The organism is Variovorax sp. CAN15 (genome assembly GCF_030462475.1).
In the GTDB taxonomy this organism is placed as follows: domain Bacteria; phylum Pseudomonadota; class Gammaproteobacteria; order Burkholderiales; family Burkholderiaceae_C; genus Variovorax.
In genome coordinates, this window is record NZ_JASMRZ010000018.1 from 15,911 (window position 1) to 32,491 (window position 16,581).

Below are 16,581 nucleotides of genomic sequence, written 5' to 3' on the forward strand. Positions count from 1 at the left end.
CGCCGGCGCTAGGCCTGTAGCCGCTCCCACTTAAACTGGTTGAACGGGCGGCAGTTTACCGAGGTGGTCTTTGGTGAACCTCCGGGCCGGCGCCCCACTCCACTTACCGATGCCGACGCTCGTCGCCCCTTCTTCCTCGCCGTCGCTGCCTCCCGGCCTGCCGGGGCGTCCGTCGTGGCGGGTGCTGATCGGGCTGACGCTGCTGGTGGGGCTGGTCCACCTGCTGCTGCTCGGTCTGGCGCCGATGGCCATGGGGCCGGAGCCCTCGCCGCTGGCGAGCAAGTTCAGCACGCGCACCATCGTGATCGCGCCTCAGGCTTCCGAGGCACCCGCGCCGGCAGCCGCGCCCGCCGAAGCGAAGCCCGCACCGCCACCGAAGCCCAAGCGGCCGCGCGAAGCGTCGGTGCCAAGGCCCAAGCCCAAGCCGGCACCGAAGCCGATCCCCGTCGAACCGGCGCCCGAACCCGCGGCGGCCGCGACGCCCTCGACGGAAACGCCCGACCTGACGGCTCAGGCCGCTACCGATTCGGGAGCAGCGCCGCCAGAAGCGGCGGCCAGCGCCCCAGCCGGCCCGACATCGCCCTCCGGCGGCACCGGAACCGGCACCGCCGCGGCGGCCGGCGGCGAGGCCTCGGGCACCATCGCAGGAACGCAGGCGATGAAGATCCCCGGCTCGGTCACGCTGGACTTCGAGGCCACCGGCCAGTCCGGCGCCTCGCCGCAGCGCGGCGTGTTCGGCGAGCTGGTCTGGCTGCAGGACGGCAGCCGCTACGACGGCCGGCTGACGCTCAAGGCAGTGTTCTTCACCCTGCTCAACTGGCACAGCACCGGGCGCATCGGCCCCTCGGGCCTGGAGCCGGAGCGGTATTCCGAGAGCCGCAAATCGGAAGTGGCTTCGCATTTCGTGCGCGACCAGAACCAGATCGTGTTCAGCAGCAACGCTCCCCCTGTACCGCTGCTGCCCGGCGCGCAGGACCGCATGAGCGTCATGATGCAGCTCGGCGGCCTGCTCGCGGCCAGCCCGCAGCGCTATCCGGCCGGCACCAGGATCTCGGTGCAGACCGTGGGGCCCAAGGATGCCGAAGTCTGGGTCTTCGTGGTCGGCGACGAGGAGAAGCTCAGCCTGCCGGCCGGCGAATTCACCGCGCGCAAGCTCACCCGCGACCCGCGCAAGGCCTTCGACAGAAAACTGGAACTCTGGCTCGCCCCGGAGTACGGCTACCTGCCCGTGCGCATCAAGCAGACGGAGGCCAACGGGGACTTCGCTGACGCCCAATTGCGCAAACCCCTGCCTCCCGGTCCGCCCAATTGAGGAGAAAGTCACAACAACGAAGCGAAAGGAGCCAGGGATATGCCAATTAGCCAGTTGGTTTTACAGATAGACAACCTATCTTGAAACTGGCGCGTTGATTGCTATCTAACCCCCATGAACGCCATCGACATCCTCACAGGGCCCGCCATGAACATGCTTTATGACTCGGAGTCTTTCGTCGTCGTCCACGTGCAGCCCAATGAAGGCGAGGAGTCCGCGCAGCCGAACATGCCGGTTCTGGAGCGCCATGGCTTCGAGATCGTGGACAAGCGTTCGGGCAAGGAGGTGTACCTCGACGGCTCCTGGGCCGAACTGTTCCAGCAGCAGATCGCCGCCTGGCAGCTCAATACTCCCACGCAGGAAGAAGTCGAGGACACGCTCGAGGGTTATGCCGAACTGGCCCACACACCCGTTCTGGTGCACTGAATCCGCATCCGGCCCGCCAAGCTCCCTCGGAGTCACCAGAAAGCGCCCTCGGGCGCTTTTTTCATGGCCGCGCCGGCTTCGCTGACTCACGGCGGTAGATCCACCGGAACATCGGCCCCACGATCAGCAGCACCGCCACCAGCCGGCAGACCTGGAAGGCCGTGACCACCGGCACGCCCAGCTGCAGCACCTTGGCGGTGATCGACATCTCCGCGATGCCGCCCGGCGAGGTGCCCAGGATCATCGTGGCCGGATGCAGCCCGGTCGCCCAGGCCAGCAGCCACGCCACCGCGGCGCAGAGCAGCAGCATGCCGAAGGTGCCCAGCACCACCGAGCCCAGCCACCGCGGCGCCGCGTGCAGAAACTCGCGGCTGAAGCGCACACCCAGGCTCACGGCGATCACCAGCTGCGCCGTGTTCGACATCCACGTGGGCACGGCCGACAGCGACTGGCCCGCGATGGTGAAGCCCATCGCCACCAGCAGCGGCCCGATGAACCACGGGTTGGTGCGCTTCAGCGCGCGCATCGCGAGCGCGCCGATGCCGGTCGCCGCCGCCAGCAGCGCGAGGCCGACGGGGTTCACTTCGCGCACGCCCGGCGGGTTGATCTCCAGGCCGTGCAGCCCGCTCCACTGCATCGCGAAGGGAATGGTCACCGTCACCACCACCAGCCGCAGGCTGTGCGCCGCGGCCACGAGGTCGGTGCGCGCGCCGGCCGACTCGGCCATCAGCGTCATCTCCGATGCGCCGCCGATGGCGCCAGAGAAGTAAGTCGTGGCTCTCATGGACTTCGCCGGCACCTGCGGCATGCGCGTGGCATGCATCGCGTGCAGCCAGCGGCCGAAGCCCACGCCCAGCAGCAGCGCCCAGGCAATGGCCAGCACGATCGCCCACCAGACGCTGGCCACCAGCCCCACCACGTGCGGCGTGAAGTACAGCCCCAGCGCGGTGCCGATGATCCACTGCCCCGCGTTGCGCAGCGGCGTGTAGCTCGCGGTGGGCGCGCCCGCGATCGAGGCCAGCGACACCGCGAGCAGCGGGCCGATCATCCAGGGCAGCGGCGTATGCAGCGCCAGGCACGCACACGCGGCAGCGAGCGCCAGCAGCAGCGTGGCCAGCACGCGAACGGGATATCGGGAAGACACGGACCGGAAGAAGGGACGACAGGGAAAAGCGGCGGCGGACGGCACCGCGGGCGCGCGCCGGGGGCATAGTATGGCGCGATGCTTCTTCCTCACCGGCCCGCTCGGGCTTCCTGGCTGCCGCTGCTGCTTCCCCTGTTCGCCGCCGCCGCGCTCGCGGGCTGCTCGGCGCTTTCCAGCCTTTCCGCCTCGGGTGCCGATGCGCCCGACGCCCCCGTCGCGCGCCGCGTCGCGGCACTGCAGCCGGTCGATGCCCTGCTGCTCGGCGAACAGCACGACGCGCCCGAGCACCACGTCATCGAGCGCGAGACCGTCGAGGCGCTGGCCGCGCGCGGCCACCTCGCCGCGCTGGCACTGGAGATGGCCGAGGAAGGCCGCAGCACCGCGCAGCTCACGCCCGCCGCCACCGAGGCGCAGGTGCAGGCCGCGCTCGACTGGAGCGACAAGGCCTGGCCCTGGGCCAGCTACGGCCCCGCCGTGATGGCCGCCGTGCGCGCCGGTGTGCCGGTGGTCGGCGCCAACCTGCCGCGCGCCCGCATGAAGGACGCGATGGCCGACGTCTCGCTCGACGTGCAGCTCAACGGCGAGGCCTTCACCGCCCAGCAGGACGCCGTGCGCGAAGGTCACTGCCGGATGCTCCCTGAATCGCAGATCGTCCCCATGACGCGCATCCAGGTGGGCCGCGACCGGGCGATGGCGCAGGCCATCGTCAAGGCGAAGCGGCCGGGCCAGACGGTGCTGCTGATCGCCGGCGCCGGCCACGTGGTGCGCGCGCTCGGCGTGCCGCAGCACCTGCCCGACGACGTGAAGATCGCCGCCGTACGGCTGATGGCCGCACCGGCTTCGGCGGCTGGCCCCGAGACCGGCGACTACGACCGCATCTGGCGCACGCCGCCCCTGCCCGACAAAGACTACTGCGCCGAGTTCAAGCGACAGGCCAGGCCGCAGCCCAGGACCTGAGGAAGAACGGGAAAAGCAAAAGCCGCCGGCCCGAAGGCCTGCGGCTTTTTGTCGCCCTCAGAGCGCGGCAGCTCAGCGCGAGGTGATCGTCGACACCGCCGAGTTGCCCGTCGCCGACGCCGTGATCTGGTTGCCCGTGGTGCGCAGCGTGCTGTTGCCCACCGGGCCCGAGACGGCGACGCCGAAGTTCACGCTGGTCACCGTGGCCGTCACCGCGCCGCTGTTGACCTGGTAGTTGCCCACCGCCGCGCTCGGCGCGCCGGTGTTCAGCGCGGTCTGCGTCACGCGGTTGGTCGCGCTGTTGCCGAAGGCCTGCGCCGCCAGCGCGTTGCCGGTGACGCCGGCCGTGCCGCCAGACACACCCGCCCCGGTGCCGTTGAGCGCCACCTGGTAGCTGGTGCCCGTGCTGCTGGCCGTCACCGCGCCCGCGTTGTTCTGGCTGTTGAGGATCGCCGCGCTCGCACCGACGTTCAGTGCCAGCGGCACGCCGACCAGGCTCGACGAACCCACCGTGGCCGCGCCGCCGTAGCTGCTGCCGGCGCTCGACTCGAGCACGTTGGTCGCCGCATTGCCGCGCGCCAGCGCCGCCGTGGTGTTGCCGTCGAGCGAGACGGTGCTGCCGTTGAGCGGCACCGCGCTCGACAGCGTGGCGTTGGCCACCGTGCTCGCAGTGGCCGTCACGCCCGCCGTGCTGCCCTGCACGTTGAGGATGCCGGCGCTCGCGCCCTGCGTCGCGCTGCTCGCCACCGTGGCGGTGTTGGCGGCGCGGTTGGCCGTGGCTTCGGCGAAGGTGCTGTTGCCAGAGATGGTGAGCGCGCCGTTGGCCAGCGTCGTCGTGGGCGCGGCGTTGTCGTCGTTGTGAATCGAGGTGGCGGCCGTGCTGCTCACCGTCGACGAGGCCGTCTGGCGGTTCGACAACACGTGGTCGCCGGTGGCCGACACGTTGTCGGGGCTGCCGGTCTCGGCAAGCGCGGCCGAGCCCGTCGCACCCGCCGGCAGGGTGTTGACCGCGCTCACGCTCAGCGTGTTGGCCGCGTCGTTCATCACGCCCAGCGCGGCGTTGCTGTTGCCCGAGAGCCGCACCGTCGAGCCGGTGGAGCCGGCCGGTGCGAACACTTCCAGCGTGGACGATGCAGCCACCGGCGCGGTGCCCGACTGGCTCGACTGCAGCGCGGTGCGCGCGCCCACGTTCGAGCCCGCCAGCGTCACGCTGTTGAGCGCCGTGTTGGCCACGGCCTTCGCGCTCTGGCTGTTGTTGGTCACGCCCAGCGTCGAGGCGCTCACCGCGGACAGCGGCGCCGTGTCGATGCCGATGCTGCCCGTCGCGGTGGCCGACACCGCGCCGGAGCCCACCTGCACGTTGGCCAGCGCATGGTCGGCCGACACAGCAACGGACGAGGCCGCTGCGCCCGTCGCGGTGGCCGGTGCCGGCGCGCCGCCGGCGATGGCGCCGCTCTTCACGTCGATGCTGTTGGTCGATGCGCTGCCGGTGGCGGCGGCGATGGTGCTGTTGCCGTCCAGCGTGGCGCTGCTGCCCACCAGCGCCGAGGGGCCGGTCAGCGTGAGCCTGGTCGCGTTGTTGGCGTTGGCGGTCACCACCGCGCTGCTGTCCTGCGCGTTCAGCACCGCGGTCCTGGCCGACTGCGAGGCGCCGCCGGCCAGCGAGGCCGCGTTGGTCGCGCGGTTGGCCGAGGCTTCCGAGTAGGTCGTGTTGCCCGAGGCGGCGAAGCTGCCGTTGGTCAGGCCGGAGTTGCCTGGCACCAGGCGGTCTTCGTTGTAGATCGCGGAGTCTGCGGTACTGGCGACCGAGGCGCCGGCCGACTGGCGGTTCACCAGCACCTGGTCGCCCGCAGCGATAGTGTTGCCCGGCAGCGTGCCCTGGGCGATGAGCGCCGGCGCCGGCAGCGAGCCCGAGGTGCCGCCCGAGACGGAGACCTTGTTGCTCACGTCGTTGATCACGCCCAGCGCCGTGTTGGCGTTGTTCGACAGCTTCACCGGCGAACCCGACACCGAGGCCGGCGCGAAAGCCTGCATGAAGGAGCGCGACTCCACCGCCGCCGTACTGCCCTGCGCCGACAGCAGCGCGGAGCGGGCCGACACATCGGTGGCCGCGAGCGCGATCGTGTTGCTGCCGGTGTTGCCCACGGCCTTCGCGCTCTGCGCGTTGTTCGACACGCTCAGCGTCGATCCGCTGATCGCGGCGCCCGGCACCGTGTCGACGCCGAAGGCGGCCGCCACCTTGGAAGAGATGGTCGGACTGGTCACCAGCTGGATGCTCGACAGCGCATGGTCGGCCACCGCGCCCGCCAGGCCCGCGGCGATGTTCGCCGCGCCCCCGATCGGCAGGCCGTTGCCCACGGCAATGGTGTTGCCCTTCACGTCGATGCCGTTGGCCGCGGCGTTGCCGGTGGCCGAGCCGCCGGCGGAGTTGCCGTCCACCGTGACCTGCGAGCCCTGGATGCTCGCGCCGCCCAGCACCACCTGCACACCGTCCTTGTTGCTCAGCAGCGGCCCTTCCTGGCCGGTGAGCGAGCTCACCGCCGCGCTGGTCAGCTGCAGGTTCTGCACCGCGCTGGTGGTCGAGACGCCGACGACATCGATGGCCACGCCGTTGGCCGCGCTGTTGCTGGTCGCGCCGGCCAGCGTGGCGTTGCCGGTGGCGGCGATCTTCGAGTTGCCGACCGCGCCGCCGACCGTGACGTTCACTTCGGGCCCGCCGCTGCGCTGCGCCGACACCGTGCCCTGGCCCGACTGCGCGTTCTGCACGCTGAAGGCCGCGTTGACGGCGAGCGCGTTGCCCGTGAGCGTCGCGCCCGACAGCGAGAGGCCGGAGGTGTCGATGTTGTTGCCCGTCACCTTCACCGTGTTGCCGGTGGCGCGGCTGCCGTAGGCCAGCGCCTCGGCGGTGTTGCCCGAGCTGGCGACTGAGCCGTTGGTCAGCGTGCCCGCGACCGTCGTGCGCGCCACGATGCCGCCGGCCGCGGTGGCGTCGATGACGGTGCCCGTACCCGCCACCGCCTGCGTGTTGGTGACATTCGCCACCGAGGCGTTCACGCCGCTCGCGTTGTTGAGGTTCAGCGTCACGCCGCTGGCCGCGTCGTTGCCGTAGGTGGCGGCGACGAATGCGTTGCCGCTGTTGGCGACGCTGGCGGCGGAGACATTGCCGTTGACCGTGGCAGCGAAGGTGTTGGGCCCGACGGCCGCGGCGTTGACGTTCGCCTGCACCGACTGGTCGTTCAGGATGCCGTAGGCCGCGCTCACCGTGGGCAGGGCGCCGGCCGAGTTGCTGAACGGCAGCCCGCTGAGCACGTCGACGGTGACGTTCGACGCCGGCGTGATGCCCGGGCCGGGCGCCGCCGCGAGGTTGCCCGCGCTCACGCCCAGCGTGTTGGTGGCCGAGTTGCCATAGGCGATGGCGCGCTGGAGGTTGTCGGTGAGCGAGGCCGAGCCGCCCGCGAGGTTGCCGTTCACCGTGATGCGCGCCTCGGGAGTCGCCAGCCCTGCGCCGACCGCGGAACTCGCGTCGTTCATCTGCACGCTCGCGATGCCCGCGCCGGTGCCCACCGAGTTGCCGGTGAGCGTGAGCGTGTTGGTGGCGCCGCTGCCCAGCGCCACGGCTTCCTGCCGGTTGCCGTCCAGCACCAGCGTGCTGTTGGCGACCGGCGCGCCGCCGCCGTTGGCGGTGAGTGCGATCTGCGAGCCGAAGTTGAGCGCCGCGGGGCCGCTGCCGTTGTAGTTGCCCTGCAGGTTGGTGAGCGTTGCCGCGCCGCTGGCCGACACGCGCCCGTCGGAGTTGGTGCCGCCCGTGAGCACGGCATTGGTGCCGCCCAGCGCCACCGTGCCGGCCTGGATCGCCAGGCTCTGCGTGATCTGGTTGCCCTGCGCGGTGGCAGCCGATGTGTTGTCCGAGACGCTGACCGTACTGCCGGTGGTCTGGCCCGTGCCGGGCGACTCGCCCGTCTGCGCCGCGATGACCGACGGAAACAGGAAGGCCGTCTGCGGCGCCGCCGAGTTCGCCTGCTGGTTCGACACCGCCGCGGTGCCGGTGAAAGAGGCCGCGTTCTTGCCGCTGGCGATGGCGCTCGATGCCGTGTTGCCCGTGGCCGCCGCCGTGATGCTGTTGTCCGCCAGCGTGACCTGGCTGTTCTTGCTCGACTGCACGCCGGCCAGGATCTGCGCGCCCGAGGTCTGGGCGAAGGTGGTCACGCCCAGGTTGCCCTGGCTGTTGACGATCGCCAGGTCGCTGTTGACGTTGCTGGTCACGCCCACGCCGTTGTGGATGCTGTTGTTGGCCGCGGTGGCGGCCGTGCCAGTGCCCGCGACGCTCACGTCGTCGATCAGGATGCGGTTGCCCGCCACGCCGGCCGTGGCGCCCAGCGCCTCGTTGCCGGTGGCGGCGCTGGAAATCGCGTTGCCCTGCACCGACAGCGAGCCCTGCAGCACGTTGCTGCCGCCCGCCGGCGCGCCGCTGACGATGCCCATGATCACCGAGCCCGAGTTGGTGGCGCTGTGCATGACACCGAGGATGCCGTTGCCGTTCGCCTGCAGGTTCGCGACCACGGCCGAGCCCGCGAAGGCCGGCGCGCCGCCCGACTGGATCTCGGCCGTGCTGTTGGCGCTGTTGGCCTTGAGCACCGCCGAGATCGAATTGCGTTCGAGCGCCGCCGCCGTGGTCAGCGTGTTGCCCGCGTTTGCCGTCAACATCAGGTCGACGGTGTTGCCCAGCACCGCCGCGCCCGAGCCCGCACCCGTGGCCGACTGCAGCGAGGTGACCACGATGTTGCCCTTGGCATCGAAGAGCGGCGCGCCCACCGGGTAGGTCAGCACCGAAGTGCCGGCCTGCGCCGGTGCCGCCGCCGCCGCGGCGCCCGCAATCACCGAGCTGCCGTTGTTGAGCGTGGTGGTGGCCGAGATGGTGTTGTCGGCGTTGACCACGCTGCCGGACTGCAGCACGCTCGATTCCGAGGCCAGCTTGCTGCCGGTCACGCTGCTGTTGATCACGCCGGTGTTGGTCGCGACGCCCAGCGTCGCCGCGTTGTTCACCGGCGAGCCCGGCGCGGGCTGGATGCCGTTGCCGAAGGTGTTGCCGGTGGCGGTCGCGCCTATCAGGTTGCCGGTGGTGCCGATCGCCACCGGGTTCGGGTTCGACGGCGTGCCGGTGGAGGTGGTGCCCACGGTGGCGCTGGTGATGGTGGCGTTGACGGCGGCCGAGTTGGTGGTGCCCGCGTTCACCGAGGGCGTGCCGGTGGCGGTGCCGTTGTACGCGGGGCTTACCGTCGTCTCCGCCGCCTGCGTGCCGGAGGCGGCCGCCATCAGCGCCAGCGCGACTGCGGTGCCGATGCTGCTGCGGCTGAACATGGGCGCGCGTGCGGCCCGGCTCTGGATCTTGCGTGCTTTCATGGTCGTGACTCCTCGGATGTTGGATGCGGTCTGGCTTGGAAAACTGGTGAGCGCGCTGTGCGCGCGGAGCCGGTCAGTCGCCCTTGACGGCGCTGTCGGAAGAAGGCGAAGGCGCCGAGCCGCTGACCACCGGGCTGCCGATGCGCAGCTTGGCGATCTCCTGCAGGCCCGGGCCGTCGCGGTGGATCGAGGTGTCGGCCGCGTCCGGCCGCCAGGTGATGCTGATGGCGCCCGGCGCCACGCCCCGGTTGGCCAGCGCCGAGGTCACGGCCGCGATGCGCTGGTCGGTGAGCTCGTCGCGCTTGCGGGCGTCCCAGTTCTCGGTGTCACGCGCCACCAGCACGATGTCGGTCGTGCCCTTCTTGGCAGCGCCGGCGATCTGGTCGATCAGCGCGAGCGAGCTGCCGGCCAGTGTGGTCGCACCGAAGTCGAAGGGCACCTGCGTCGCCGTGCCCGTGAGGCGCGCGCCACCCGCGCCAGCGGCATTGACGGCCACGCCGCCCTGCACTACCGCAGAAGTGACCGCGGCGCCGCCCACGGCCGCGTCGCCAGGGTTGTCGACCTTGCGCAGCTCGGCTGCCGGCGTGAGCGCGATGGGCTCGCCGCCGCCTGGGCGCATCGTCATGCAGGGGCGATAGTCGACCTGGGTGACGGCCGACATGAGGCGCACAACACCCTCCTCCAGCGCGGCGCGCACGCCCATCTGCACCGGCTCCTGGCCCTTGGCGCCGATGTCCACGTCGTACAGCTTGCTGCCGAAGAAGCGGAACACGTTCAGGCCCACCTCGTAGCCGTTGAACTGCTTGGTGAGGCTCACTGTGCGCACCACCATCAGCGACTTGGTGTCGACGATGCGCAGGTCGATGCTCACCGACTGGCTGAAGGTGCGCGCCTTCACCCCCACCTGGTTGACGCCGAACTCGGCGCCACCCGAGTTGATGTTGTAGTTGAGCTCGGTGATGCCGCCCACGATGAAGTAGTCGGACTTGTTGATGGTGCCGCCGAAGTACGGCAGCCACGGCACGTTCTGTCCGCCGTTGGGACCGCCGAGCTGGTGCGTGCGGCCGTCGCCGAGCTGGCGGCGGTCGGCATACGCGAGCTCGCGCTCGGCGATCACCGGGTCGAAGCGCTCGGCGATGCTCACCGCGCCGCCGAGCTTGCCGAGTGCCGAATACACCATGAGCGCGCCGCCCTGCGTGATGGCGTTGCCTTCGTTGATGCTGTACTTGCCGGTGTAGTCCTTCACGTCGCCCACGCCGATGATCACCGGCGCGCGGCGCGTGGCCGCGATGTGGTCGGCGTAGCAGGCGAGCACCGCCTCCATCGGCGTGACGTTGTCGCGCACCGAGGGGCCGAGCACCACCGGTGCCTCGTTCGGCGCGAAGCGCTGCTGCGGCGCGGAGACGCAGCCCGCGAGCGCCAGCGTGGCGACGGCTGCTGCGAGAACGGGTGTACGGCGGATGCGATGCTGCATGACTCGCTCCCGCTCAGTTGAGCACGCCGAAGGCGCAGGCCGAGCTGCCGCCCACGCTCGCGGTCTGCGCGCCGGTGTTGCCCTGCGCCGAATTCAGCGCCTGGTTGGCCGCGCCCTGCACCTGCGAGCTGGTGCCGCCCACGATGCCCGACGCCACCGCACCCGAGTTGGCCTGCGAGGTGCCCACCGTCGCACCGCCCAGCGTGCCCACCGCCGTGCGGCTGTCGTTGCCCGATGCGTTCGAGGTGGCGCCTGCCGTGCTCGGCGAATTCGCCACCGTGCTGTTGTTGCCGTCGTTGCCGGTGGAACTGGCCGAGACGTTGCAGTTGTACTGGCGGCCGATGTAGTTGTTCGTGTTGTAGACCGGCGCGGAGTAGTAGCCGCTCTTCTGCTTGCGGATCATGTCCTGGATCGCGGCCTGGTTGACCTTGTCGGTGCTGGTCTGGAACTGCCATGCGGCGTTCTCGCCGACGTTGTTGGCGTGCGCAGCCAGAGGCACGCACAGCAGTGCCCAAAGAAATACGCGTTGCATGACGGTCCCTCTCTCGAAGACACACCCGATGAATTCACGGGTGCTGCGTTTCGCGAGGGAATGCTAGATACCGGCCGCCGTGACCAGTATCCCGGGAAACGGTAGACGGCATCCCGGGAAACGGTAGAAATGAACAGGCTCTAATCGCCGAACCAGAGCAGCAACCAGACGCTGACCGAGCCCAGCGCCACCACCATGAGAACAATCTGGCGGCCCGTGGGAAATGGTCGATCCATCCAACGCTCGACGCTTCTGGGCATCTCCGTCTCCTGCTCTTTTTCCTGGCCGGAGCGTGATGCGCCGGCCGCGTTCTGTCAAAGCAGAAGAAAGACCTCGCCGGAGTCGGCGGTGACAGGAAGAAGCCCGCCCGGCAGCCGCCTGACGTGGCTCGATCGCAGCGTCAGCATGGCGCGCCCCGCGGAAAAGAAAAGGCGGCGGGCCGCGAGCATTCACGTGCCGCGCGTTCCCGCCGCCTTCACCGGCAGCCTCCGACCATCGGTCTCCGGCCGATCGCCGGCTCTGCTCAGGCGTGCGCCTTGATCGAATCGGCCAGCGTGTTCACCAGCGTGTCGATGTGCGACTTCTCGACGATGTACGGCGGCGCGATCACCAGCACGTCGCCCGCGGGCCGCACCAGCGCGCCCTTGTGGAAGCAGTCGAGGAAGATCTCGTAGGCGCGCTTGCCCGGCGTGCCCGCGATGGGTGCGAGCTCCACCGCCGCGGCGAGGCCGAGGCTGCGGATGCTGATGACGTTGGGCAGGCCCTTCAGCGTGCTGTGGGAGGCATCGCCCAGCACCTTGCCCATTTCGCCTGCGCGCGTGAAGAGGTTCTCCTGCTTGAAGAGATCGAGCGTGGCAATGGCGGCCGCGCAGGCCACCGGGTGGCCCGAGTAGGTGTAGCCGTGGAAGAACTCGACCACGTGCTCGGGTGCGTCGGTCTTCATCATCGCGTCGTAGAGCTTGTCGCGGCAGATCACGCCGCCCAGCGGGATGACGCCGTTGGTCACGCACTTGGCGAAGTTCAGCATGTCGGGCACCACGCCGAAGTAGTCGGACGCGAAGTTGGTGCCCATGCGGCCGAAGCCGGTGATGACCTCGTCGAAGATCAGCAGGATGCCGTGCTTGTCGCAGATCTCGCGCAGGCGCTTCAGGTAGCCCTTGGGCGGCAGGTACCAGCCGGCCGAACCGGCCACCGGCTCCACGATGATCGCGGCCACGTTGCTCGGGTCGTGCAGCGGCAGGATGCGGGTTTCGAGCTCGACCAGCGGGTCTTCGGCCCACACCGGCTCCTCGTTGTGGATGTAGGCGTGGTTCACCGGGTCGTGGATGAAGCGCATATGGTCCACGCGCGGCAGGAAGGCCGAGCCGAACACCTTGCGATTCCCCGGAATGCCGCCCACCGACATGCCGCCGAAGCCCACGCCGTGATAACCCTTCTCGCGGCCGATGAACACGTTGCGGTGGCCCTCGCCGCGCGCGCGGTGATAGGCCAGCGCCACCTTCATCGAGGTGTCGGCCGCTTCCGAGCCCGAGTTGCAGAACAGCACCTTGTTCAGGTCGCCCGGGGCCAGCGAGGCGATCATCTCGGCCGCCCTGAAGGCCTTGTCGTTGCTCACCTGGAAGGCGGTGGCGTAGTCCAGCGTGTCGAGCTGCTGCTTGATCGCCTCGTTGATCGGCTTGCGGTTGTGGCCCGCGCCCACGCACCACAGCGACGAGATGCCGTCGATCACCTTGCGCCCGTCGTGGGTGGTGAACTCCATGCCGTCGGCCGCCACGAACACGCGCGGGTCCTTGCGGAAATGACGGTTGGGGGTGAAGGGCAACCACTGGTTGTCCATGTTGAAGTCCTGGTAGGCCATGTCTCGCTCCTGCGGTTGGGTTATCTGGGAGGGGAAAATCGCGATTCTGGCACCCCTGCGACAATCCCATCCCGATGACGACCTCTACGCCCACCTCGCCCGCCTACATCCTGAACCTCTACTGCCCCGACCGGACGGGCATCGTGCACGCCGTTTCGGGCTTCCTGCTCGAGCACGGCGCCAACATCGAGGAGGCGGCCCAGTACAACGACCATGACACGGGTCTTTTCTTCATGCGCGTGCGCTTCGCCTGCGGCGCCCACAGCGAAGCCGTGCTGCGCGAGGAGCTGAAGGCCTTCGCCACCGGCTTCGGCATGACGCTGCAGCTGCACGCGGCCGCCGAGCCGATGAAGACCGTCATCATGGTCAGCAAGGAAGGCCACTGCCTCAACGACCTGCTGTTCCGCTGGAAGAGCGGCCTGCTCGCCATCGACGTGCGCGCCATCATCTCGAACCACCGCGACTTCTACCAGCTGGCCGCCAGCTACAACGTGCCCTTCCACCACATCCCGGTGACGGGCGCGACCAAGGCGCAGGCCGAGGCCAGGCAACTCGAGATCATCGAGGCCGAGGGCGCCGAACTCGTGGTGCTCGCGCGCTACATGCAGATCCTGAGCGACAACCTCTGCCGCAGCCTGTCGGGCCGCGCGATCAACATCCACCACTCGTTCCTGCCGAGCTTCAAGGGCGCCAAGCCCTACTACCAGGCCCACGACCGCGGGGTGAAGCTGATCGGCGCCACCGCCCACTACGTGACGGCCGACCTCGACGAAGGCCCGATCATCGAGCAGGACGTGGCCCGCGCCGACCACACCGACACGGTGGAAGACCTCACGGCCCGCGGCCGCGACACCGAAAGCCAGGTGCTGGCGCGCGCGGTGAAGTGGCACAGCGAGCACCGGGTGCTGCTGAACGGGCACCGCACGGTGGTATTCCGCTGAGCTTTCGCTGAAGCCAAGGCCCGCAGGAAGGCGGGTGTAGCATCTCGCGCCAGAAAAAGAGGAGAAGGCGCGATGTTGCGACGTTGGATCGGTGGGGTTTTGCTGGCCGTGCTTGCGGCCGGCCTGTTCGGGTGCTCGGCGAGCGGGCCCCGGTTCTCGGAGATGGCGGGCAGCATGCCGTCGCTGGGTGAGAACGAAGGGCGGATTTACTTCTATCGAAATTCCATCATCGGCATGGCGGTCCAGCCCGATGTCTCGGTGAACGGCAAGGTGGTGGGCACGTCCCGGCCCAACAGCTTCTTCTATATCGACCGTCCGGCCGGCACCTACCGGGCCAGCGCCCGGACCGAGGCCGAAGGCACGATCGACGTCGTGCTGCGGCCGAAGCAGACAGCCTATGTCTCGATGAGCATCAGCATGGGCGTTTTCGTCGGCCATCCGAATTTCGAACGCGTTTCCGAAGCCGAAGGCCGCAAGGAACTGCAATCGCTGGCCTATGACGACGCCTTCCCAGAATCCAGGACCGCCAAGGCTTCCACCGTCGCACCGCCCGCAAGTGCTGCGACAGCGCCCACGGCCGCGGTCCCCATGGCAGTGAGCAAGCCCGTGGTTCCCACGGCAACGGTGGCCGCCGCGCCACTGGCACCCGCCCAGCCGCCGGCGGCAGCGGCAGCTGCAGCGGCAGCACCATCGCCCGTCGCTCGCACCACGGTACCGGCGGCGCCCGAACCCACTCCTTTTGCCAGGACTTCCCTGAACGATCTGCGCTTGCTCCTGCAGGCCAACCGCTGAGACGCGCGCGATGAAATACCTGTCTTCTCCGGCGCTTGCAGCGCTCGCCATCGCCCTGCCAGTCCTGACGGCCTCCGCGCAGGATTCGCGCAATACCACGGCGTTCGCACCCGACGCGCTCTTTGCCCGCGTCTCGCCCAGCGTGTGGGTGGTGCAGGCCAGTGACGCTCAAGGCAAAGTGCTCGCCACCGGCAGCGCGGTCGCCACGGGCGCCGGCACCGCAGTGACCAGTTGCCAGCTGCTCGCAAAAGCGAGCACTGTGACGCTGAAGCGCGACAACGTGAGCTACGGCGCCACGCTGGCACTGCCCGACGTGGAACGCGACCTGTGCCAGCTGCGCATCCCGAATCTGCCCGCCCCCGTCGCCGAAGTGGCACCGGCCAACGCATTGCAGGTCGGCATGCCGCTCTACGTCGTCGGCTCTCCGCGCGGCAGGGAACTGACGCTGGGCGTCGGCATGCTGGGGGGCATCCGCCGCGGCGCGGCGGGCGAACTGGAAGCGTTGCAACTGGCTGCCGCTGCGGAAGCAGGACTCGGCGGTGCCGGAGTGTTCGATGCACAGGGCCGGCTCGTGGGCCTGCTTCCCGCATCAGCCACGGGTGCGCCACTCACAAACCTCGCGATGCCGGCATCGTGGATCGCGCAGTTGCCCGAACGCGGCGGGCGAGCGATCGAGCGGCTCGCTTCGCTGCCTGTCGCCAACCCGGCCAGCGGCGGCCCCGCAATTGGCACCAGCGGCCCGGCAAGCCTGGTGGCGGGTCGGCCCAACGTCATCGAATACCAGCTGCACGACCGCCTCACCAACACCTACCGCAAGGTGGTCTACAGGATCGACCCTTCGACGGACGAGCAGATCAGCTTCAACAACGGCGGCTGGGTCGAGAAGCCGAACGGCGAAGTCGTCAGCGTCACTTCGGCCATCGCGGGCGAATTCGATTCGGTCATGCCGCCAGGCGGCTGGACCAAGGAGAACCTCAAGGAAGAAGCCGCCTGGAGAGCCCGCTACAACTCCACGCTGGGCGGCTCGCGCTCCAACATGGACCTGAACGCGACGGTGATGGAAGACACCGCGCTGACCATTGGCGGCAGGGAGCTCAAGGTCGTGCGCATCGAATACAAGGGATATACGCAACGCTTCCCGAACGCGGGCGCCGTGGTCGGCAACCAATACGGCCGCTATCTCGCGAACGTCTGGTTCTCGCCGGAACTCAAGCGCGTGGTGCGTTTCGAGGCGGAAACACGCGGCGGCGCGGGGCCGGCCGCATTCCAGGTCCGCGAAACCCTGGAACTGGTCAGCATCCGCTAGGGAGCTCGATGCGGCGGGGCTGCCTCGCAAGGCAGCCCCGCACGCCCGTGGCGTCAGTTGCGATACGGATTGTTCGGCCGGCGGTCGTAGCGGTTGGGCACGCCGTCGCCGTCACGGTCCCAGCGACCCGCGTTGTAGACCCAGCGGCCGCCGTCCTGGCGCCACTGCGGCGGACGGTAGGCATAGCCCGGGCGGGCACGGACCCAGCCGCCGCGGATCCACACGTGGCGGCCGCCGCGCCACTCGTAGTGCCCCGGTGCCCACACGTAGCCGCGGCGCGGCGGCGGAACGCGTTCATAGCGCGGCGGGGGTGGCGGCACCTGGATGGTGACCACGGGTTGCGCCTGCGCGGCCGTCGGAACGGTCAGCGCGCCCACCGACAGAAGCGATGCAGCGCCCACGGAAAGAGCCAATGCGAGTTTTTTCATGAAGAACTCCT

The 16,581-nt window shown here is 69.5% G+C and carries 12 protein-coding genes; 6 read left to right on the forward strand and 6 right to left on the reverse strand.

Translation table 11 applies throughout. The annotated features are described in order from the left end of the window. The first annotated feature begins 109 nt into the window (after nt 1-109). Together QMO14_RS14400 and QMO14_RS14405 are read left to right on the forward strand one after the other, a co-directional pair. Nucleotides 110-1,312, forward strand: coding sequence for a DUF3108 domain-containing protein (locus tag QMO14_RS14400; RefSeq protein ID WP_301507888.1), 1,203 nt, complete (start codon nt 110-112; stop codon nt 1,310-1,312). Between the two features lie 114 nt (nt 1,313-1,426). Further along, entirely contained in the window at nt 1,427-1,738 is a 312-nt protein-coding gene (locus QMO14_RS14405; protein WP_301507889.1) for a DUF3567 domain-containing protein, read from the forward strand. Nucleotides 1,739-1,799: 61 nt separating this feature from the next. Here QMO14_RS14405 and QMO14_RS14410 read toward each other — a convergent pair whose 3' ends face one another. Beyond that, nucleotides 1,800-2,882, reverse strand: coding sequence for an AbrB family transcriptional regulator (locus tag QMO14_RS14410; protein WP_301507890.1), 1,083 nt, complete (start codon nt 2,880-2,882; stop codon nt 1,800-1,802). Between the two features lie 78 nt (nt 2,883-2,960). Here QMO14_RS14410 and QMO14_RS14415 point away from each other — a divergent pair, with 78 nt between their 5' ends. Beyond that, nucleotides 2,961-3,839: a ChaN family lipoprotein gene (locus QMO14_RS14415; protein ID WP_301507891.1), complete on the forward strand. Its 879-nt coding sequence runs from the start codon at nt 2,961-2,963 to the stop codon at nt 3,837-3,839. Between the two features lie 72 nt (nt 3,840-3,911). On the opposite strand, the gene QMO14_RS14420 is transcribed toward QMO14_RS14415, so the two are convergent. From QMO14_RS14420 to QMO14_RS14435, 4 genes are all read right to left on the reverse strand, one after another. Continuing rightward, nucleotides 3,912-9,239, reverse strand: a complete 5,328-nt coding sequence (locus tag QMO14_RS14420) for a hypothetical protein (RefSeq protein ID WP_301507892.1) — start codon at nt 9,237-9,239, stop codon at nt 3,912-3,914. A gap of 73 nt (nt 9,240-9,312) precedes the next feature. Then, nucleotides 9,313-10,713, reverse strand: coding sequence for a CsgG/HfaB family protein (locus QMO14_RS14425; protein ID WP_301507893.1), 1,401 nt, complete (start codon nt 10,711-10,713; stop codon nt 9,313-9,315). Between the two features lie 13 nt (nt 10,714-10,726). After that, on the reverse strand, nt 10,727-11,245 hold the full coding sequence (locus QMO14_RS14430; RefSeq protein WP_063827435.1) for a hypothetical protein: 519 nt from the start codon (nt 11,243-11,245) through the stop codon (nt 10,727-10,729). A 523-nt stretch (nt 11,246-11,768) separates the two neighbouring features. Next, nucleotides 11,769-13,103 carry an aminotransferase class III-fold pyridoxal phosphate-dependent enzyme gene (locus QMO14_RS14435; RefSeq protein WP_301507894.1) on the reverse strand — a complete coding sequence of 445 codons (1,335 nt, stop codon included), beginning with the start codon at nt 13,101-13,103 and terminating at the stop codon, nt 11,769-11,771. 74 nt (nt 13,104-13,177) lie between these two features. Here QMO14_RS14435 and purU point away from each other — a divergent pair, with 74 nt between their 5' ends. The 3 genes from purU (at nt 13,178) to QMO14_RS14450 (ending at nt 16,142) form a co-directional block, all read left to right on the forward strand. Beyond that, nucleotides 13,178-14,044, forward strand: coding sequence for a formyltetrahydrofolate deformylase (gene purU / locus QMO14_RS14440; RefSeq protein WP_301507895.1), 867 nt, complete (start codon nt 13,178-13,180; stop codon nt 14,042-14,044). 72 nt (nt 14,045-14,116) lie between these two features. Then, nucleotides 14,117-14,836 (forward strand): DUF2846 domain-containing protein, encoded by a 720-nt coding sequence (locus QMO14_RS14445; RefSeq protein ID WP_301507896.1) that lies wholly within the window; start codon nt 14,117-14,119, stop codon nt 14,834-14,836. Nucleotides 14,837-14,846: 10 nt separating this feature from the next. Next, nucleotides 14,847-16,142, forward strand: coding sequence for a serine protease (locus tag QMO14_RS14450; protein ID WP_301507897.1), 1,296 nt, complete (start codon nt 14,847-14,849; stop codon nt 16,140-16,142). 53 nt (nt 16,143-16,195) lie between these two features. Here QMO14_RS14450 and QMO14_RS14455 read toward each other — a convergent pair whose 3' ends face one another. Next, on the reverse strand, nt 16,196-16,570 hold the full coding sequence (locus QMO14_RS14455) for a YXWGXW repeat-containing protein (protein ID WP_301507898.1): 375 nt from the start codon (nt 16,568-16,570) through the stop codon (nt 16,196-16,198). Nucleotides 16,571-16,581 lie beyond the last annotated feature (11 nt).

Excerpts from the sequence above, each read along its gene's own strand:
- QMO14_RS14400 (WP_301507888.1), top strand. The coding sequence starts at position 110 with ATGCCGACGCTCGTCGCCCCTTCTTCCTCGCCGTCGCTGCCTCCCGGC.
- QMO14_RS14405 (WP_301507889.1), top strand. The coding sequence starts at position 1,427 with ATGAACGCCATCGACATCCTCACAGGGCCCGCCATGAACATGCTTTAT.
- QMO14_RS14415 (WP_301507891.1), top strand. The coding sequence starts at position 2,961 with ATGCTTCTTCCTCACCGGCCCGCTCGGGCTTCCTGGCTGCCGCTGCTG.
- QMO14_RS14420 (WP_301507892.1), bottom strand. The coding sequence starts at position 9,239 with ATGAAAGCACGCAAGATCCAGAGCCGGGCCGCACGCGCGCCCATGTTC.
- QMO14_RS14425 (WP_301507893.1), bottom strand. The coding sequence starts at position 10,713 with ATGCAGCATCGCATCCGCCGTACACCCGTTCTCGCAGCAGCCGTCGCC.
- QMO14_RS14430 (WP_063827435.1), bottom strand. The coding sequence starts at position 11,245 with ATGCAACGCGTATTTCTTTGGGCACTGCTGTGCGTGCCTCTGGCTGCG.
- QMO14_RS14435 (WP_301507894.1), bottom strand. The coding sequence starts at position 13,103 with ATGGCCTACCAGGACTTCAACATGGACAACCAGTGGTTGCCCTTCACC.
- purU (WP_301507895.1), top strand. The coding sequence starts at position 13,178 with ATGACGACCTCTACGCCCACCTCGCCCGCCTACATCCTGAACCTCTAC.
- QMO14_RS14445 (WP_301507896.1), top strand. The coding sequence starts at position 14,117 with ATGTTGCGACGTTGGATCGGTGGGGTTTTGCTGGCCGTGCTTGCGGCC.
- QMO14_RS14450 (WP_301507897.1), top strand. The coding sequence starts at position 14,847 with ATGAAATACCTGTCTTCTCCGGCGCTTGCAGCGCTCGCCATCGCCCTG.
- QMO14_RS14455 (WP_301507898.1), bottom strand. The coding sequence starts at position 16,570 with ATGAAAAAACTCGCATTGGCTCTTTCCGTGGGCGCTGCATCGCTTCTG.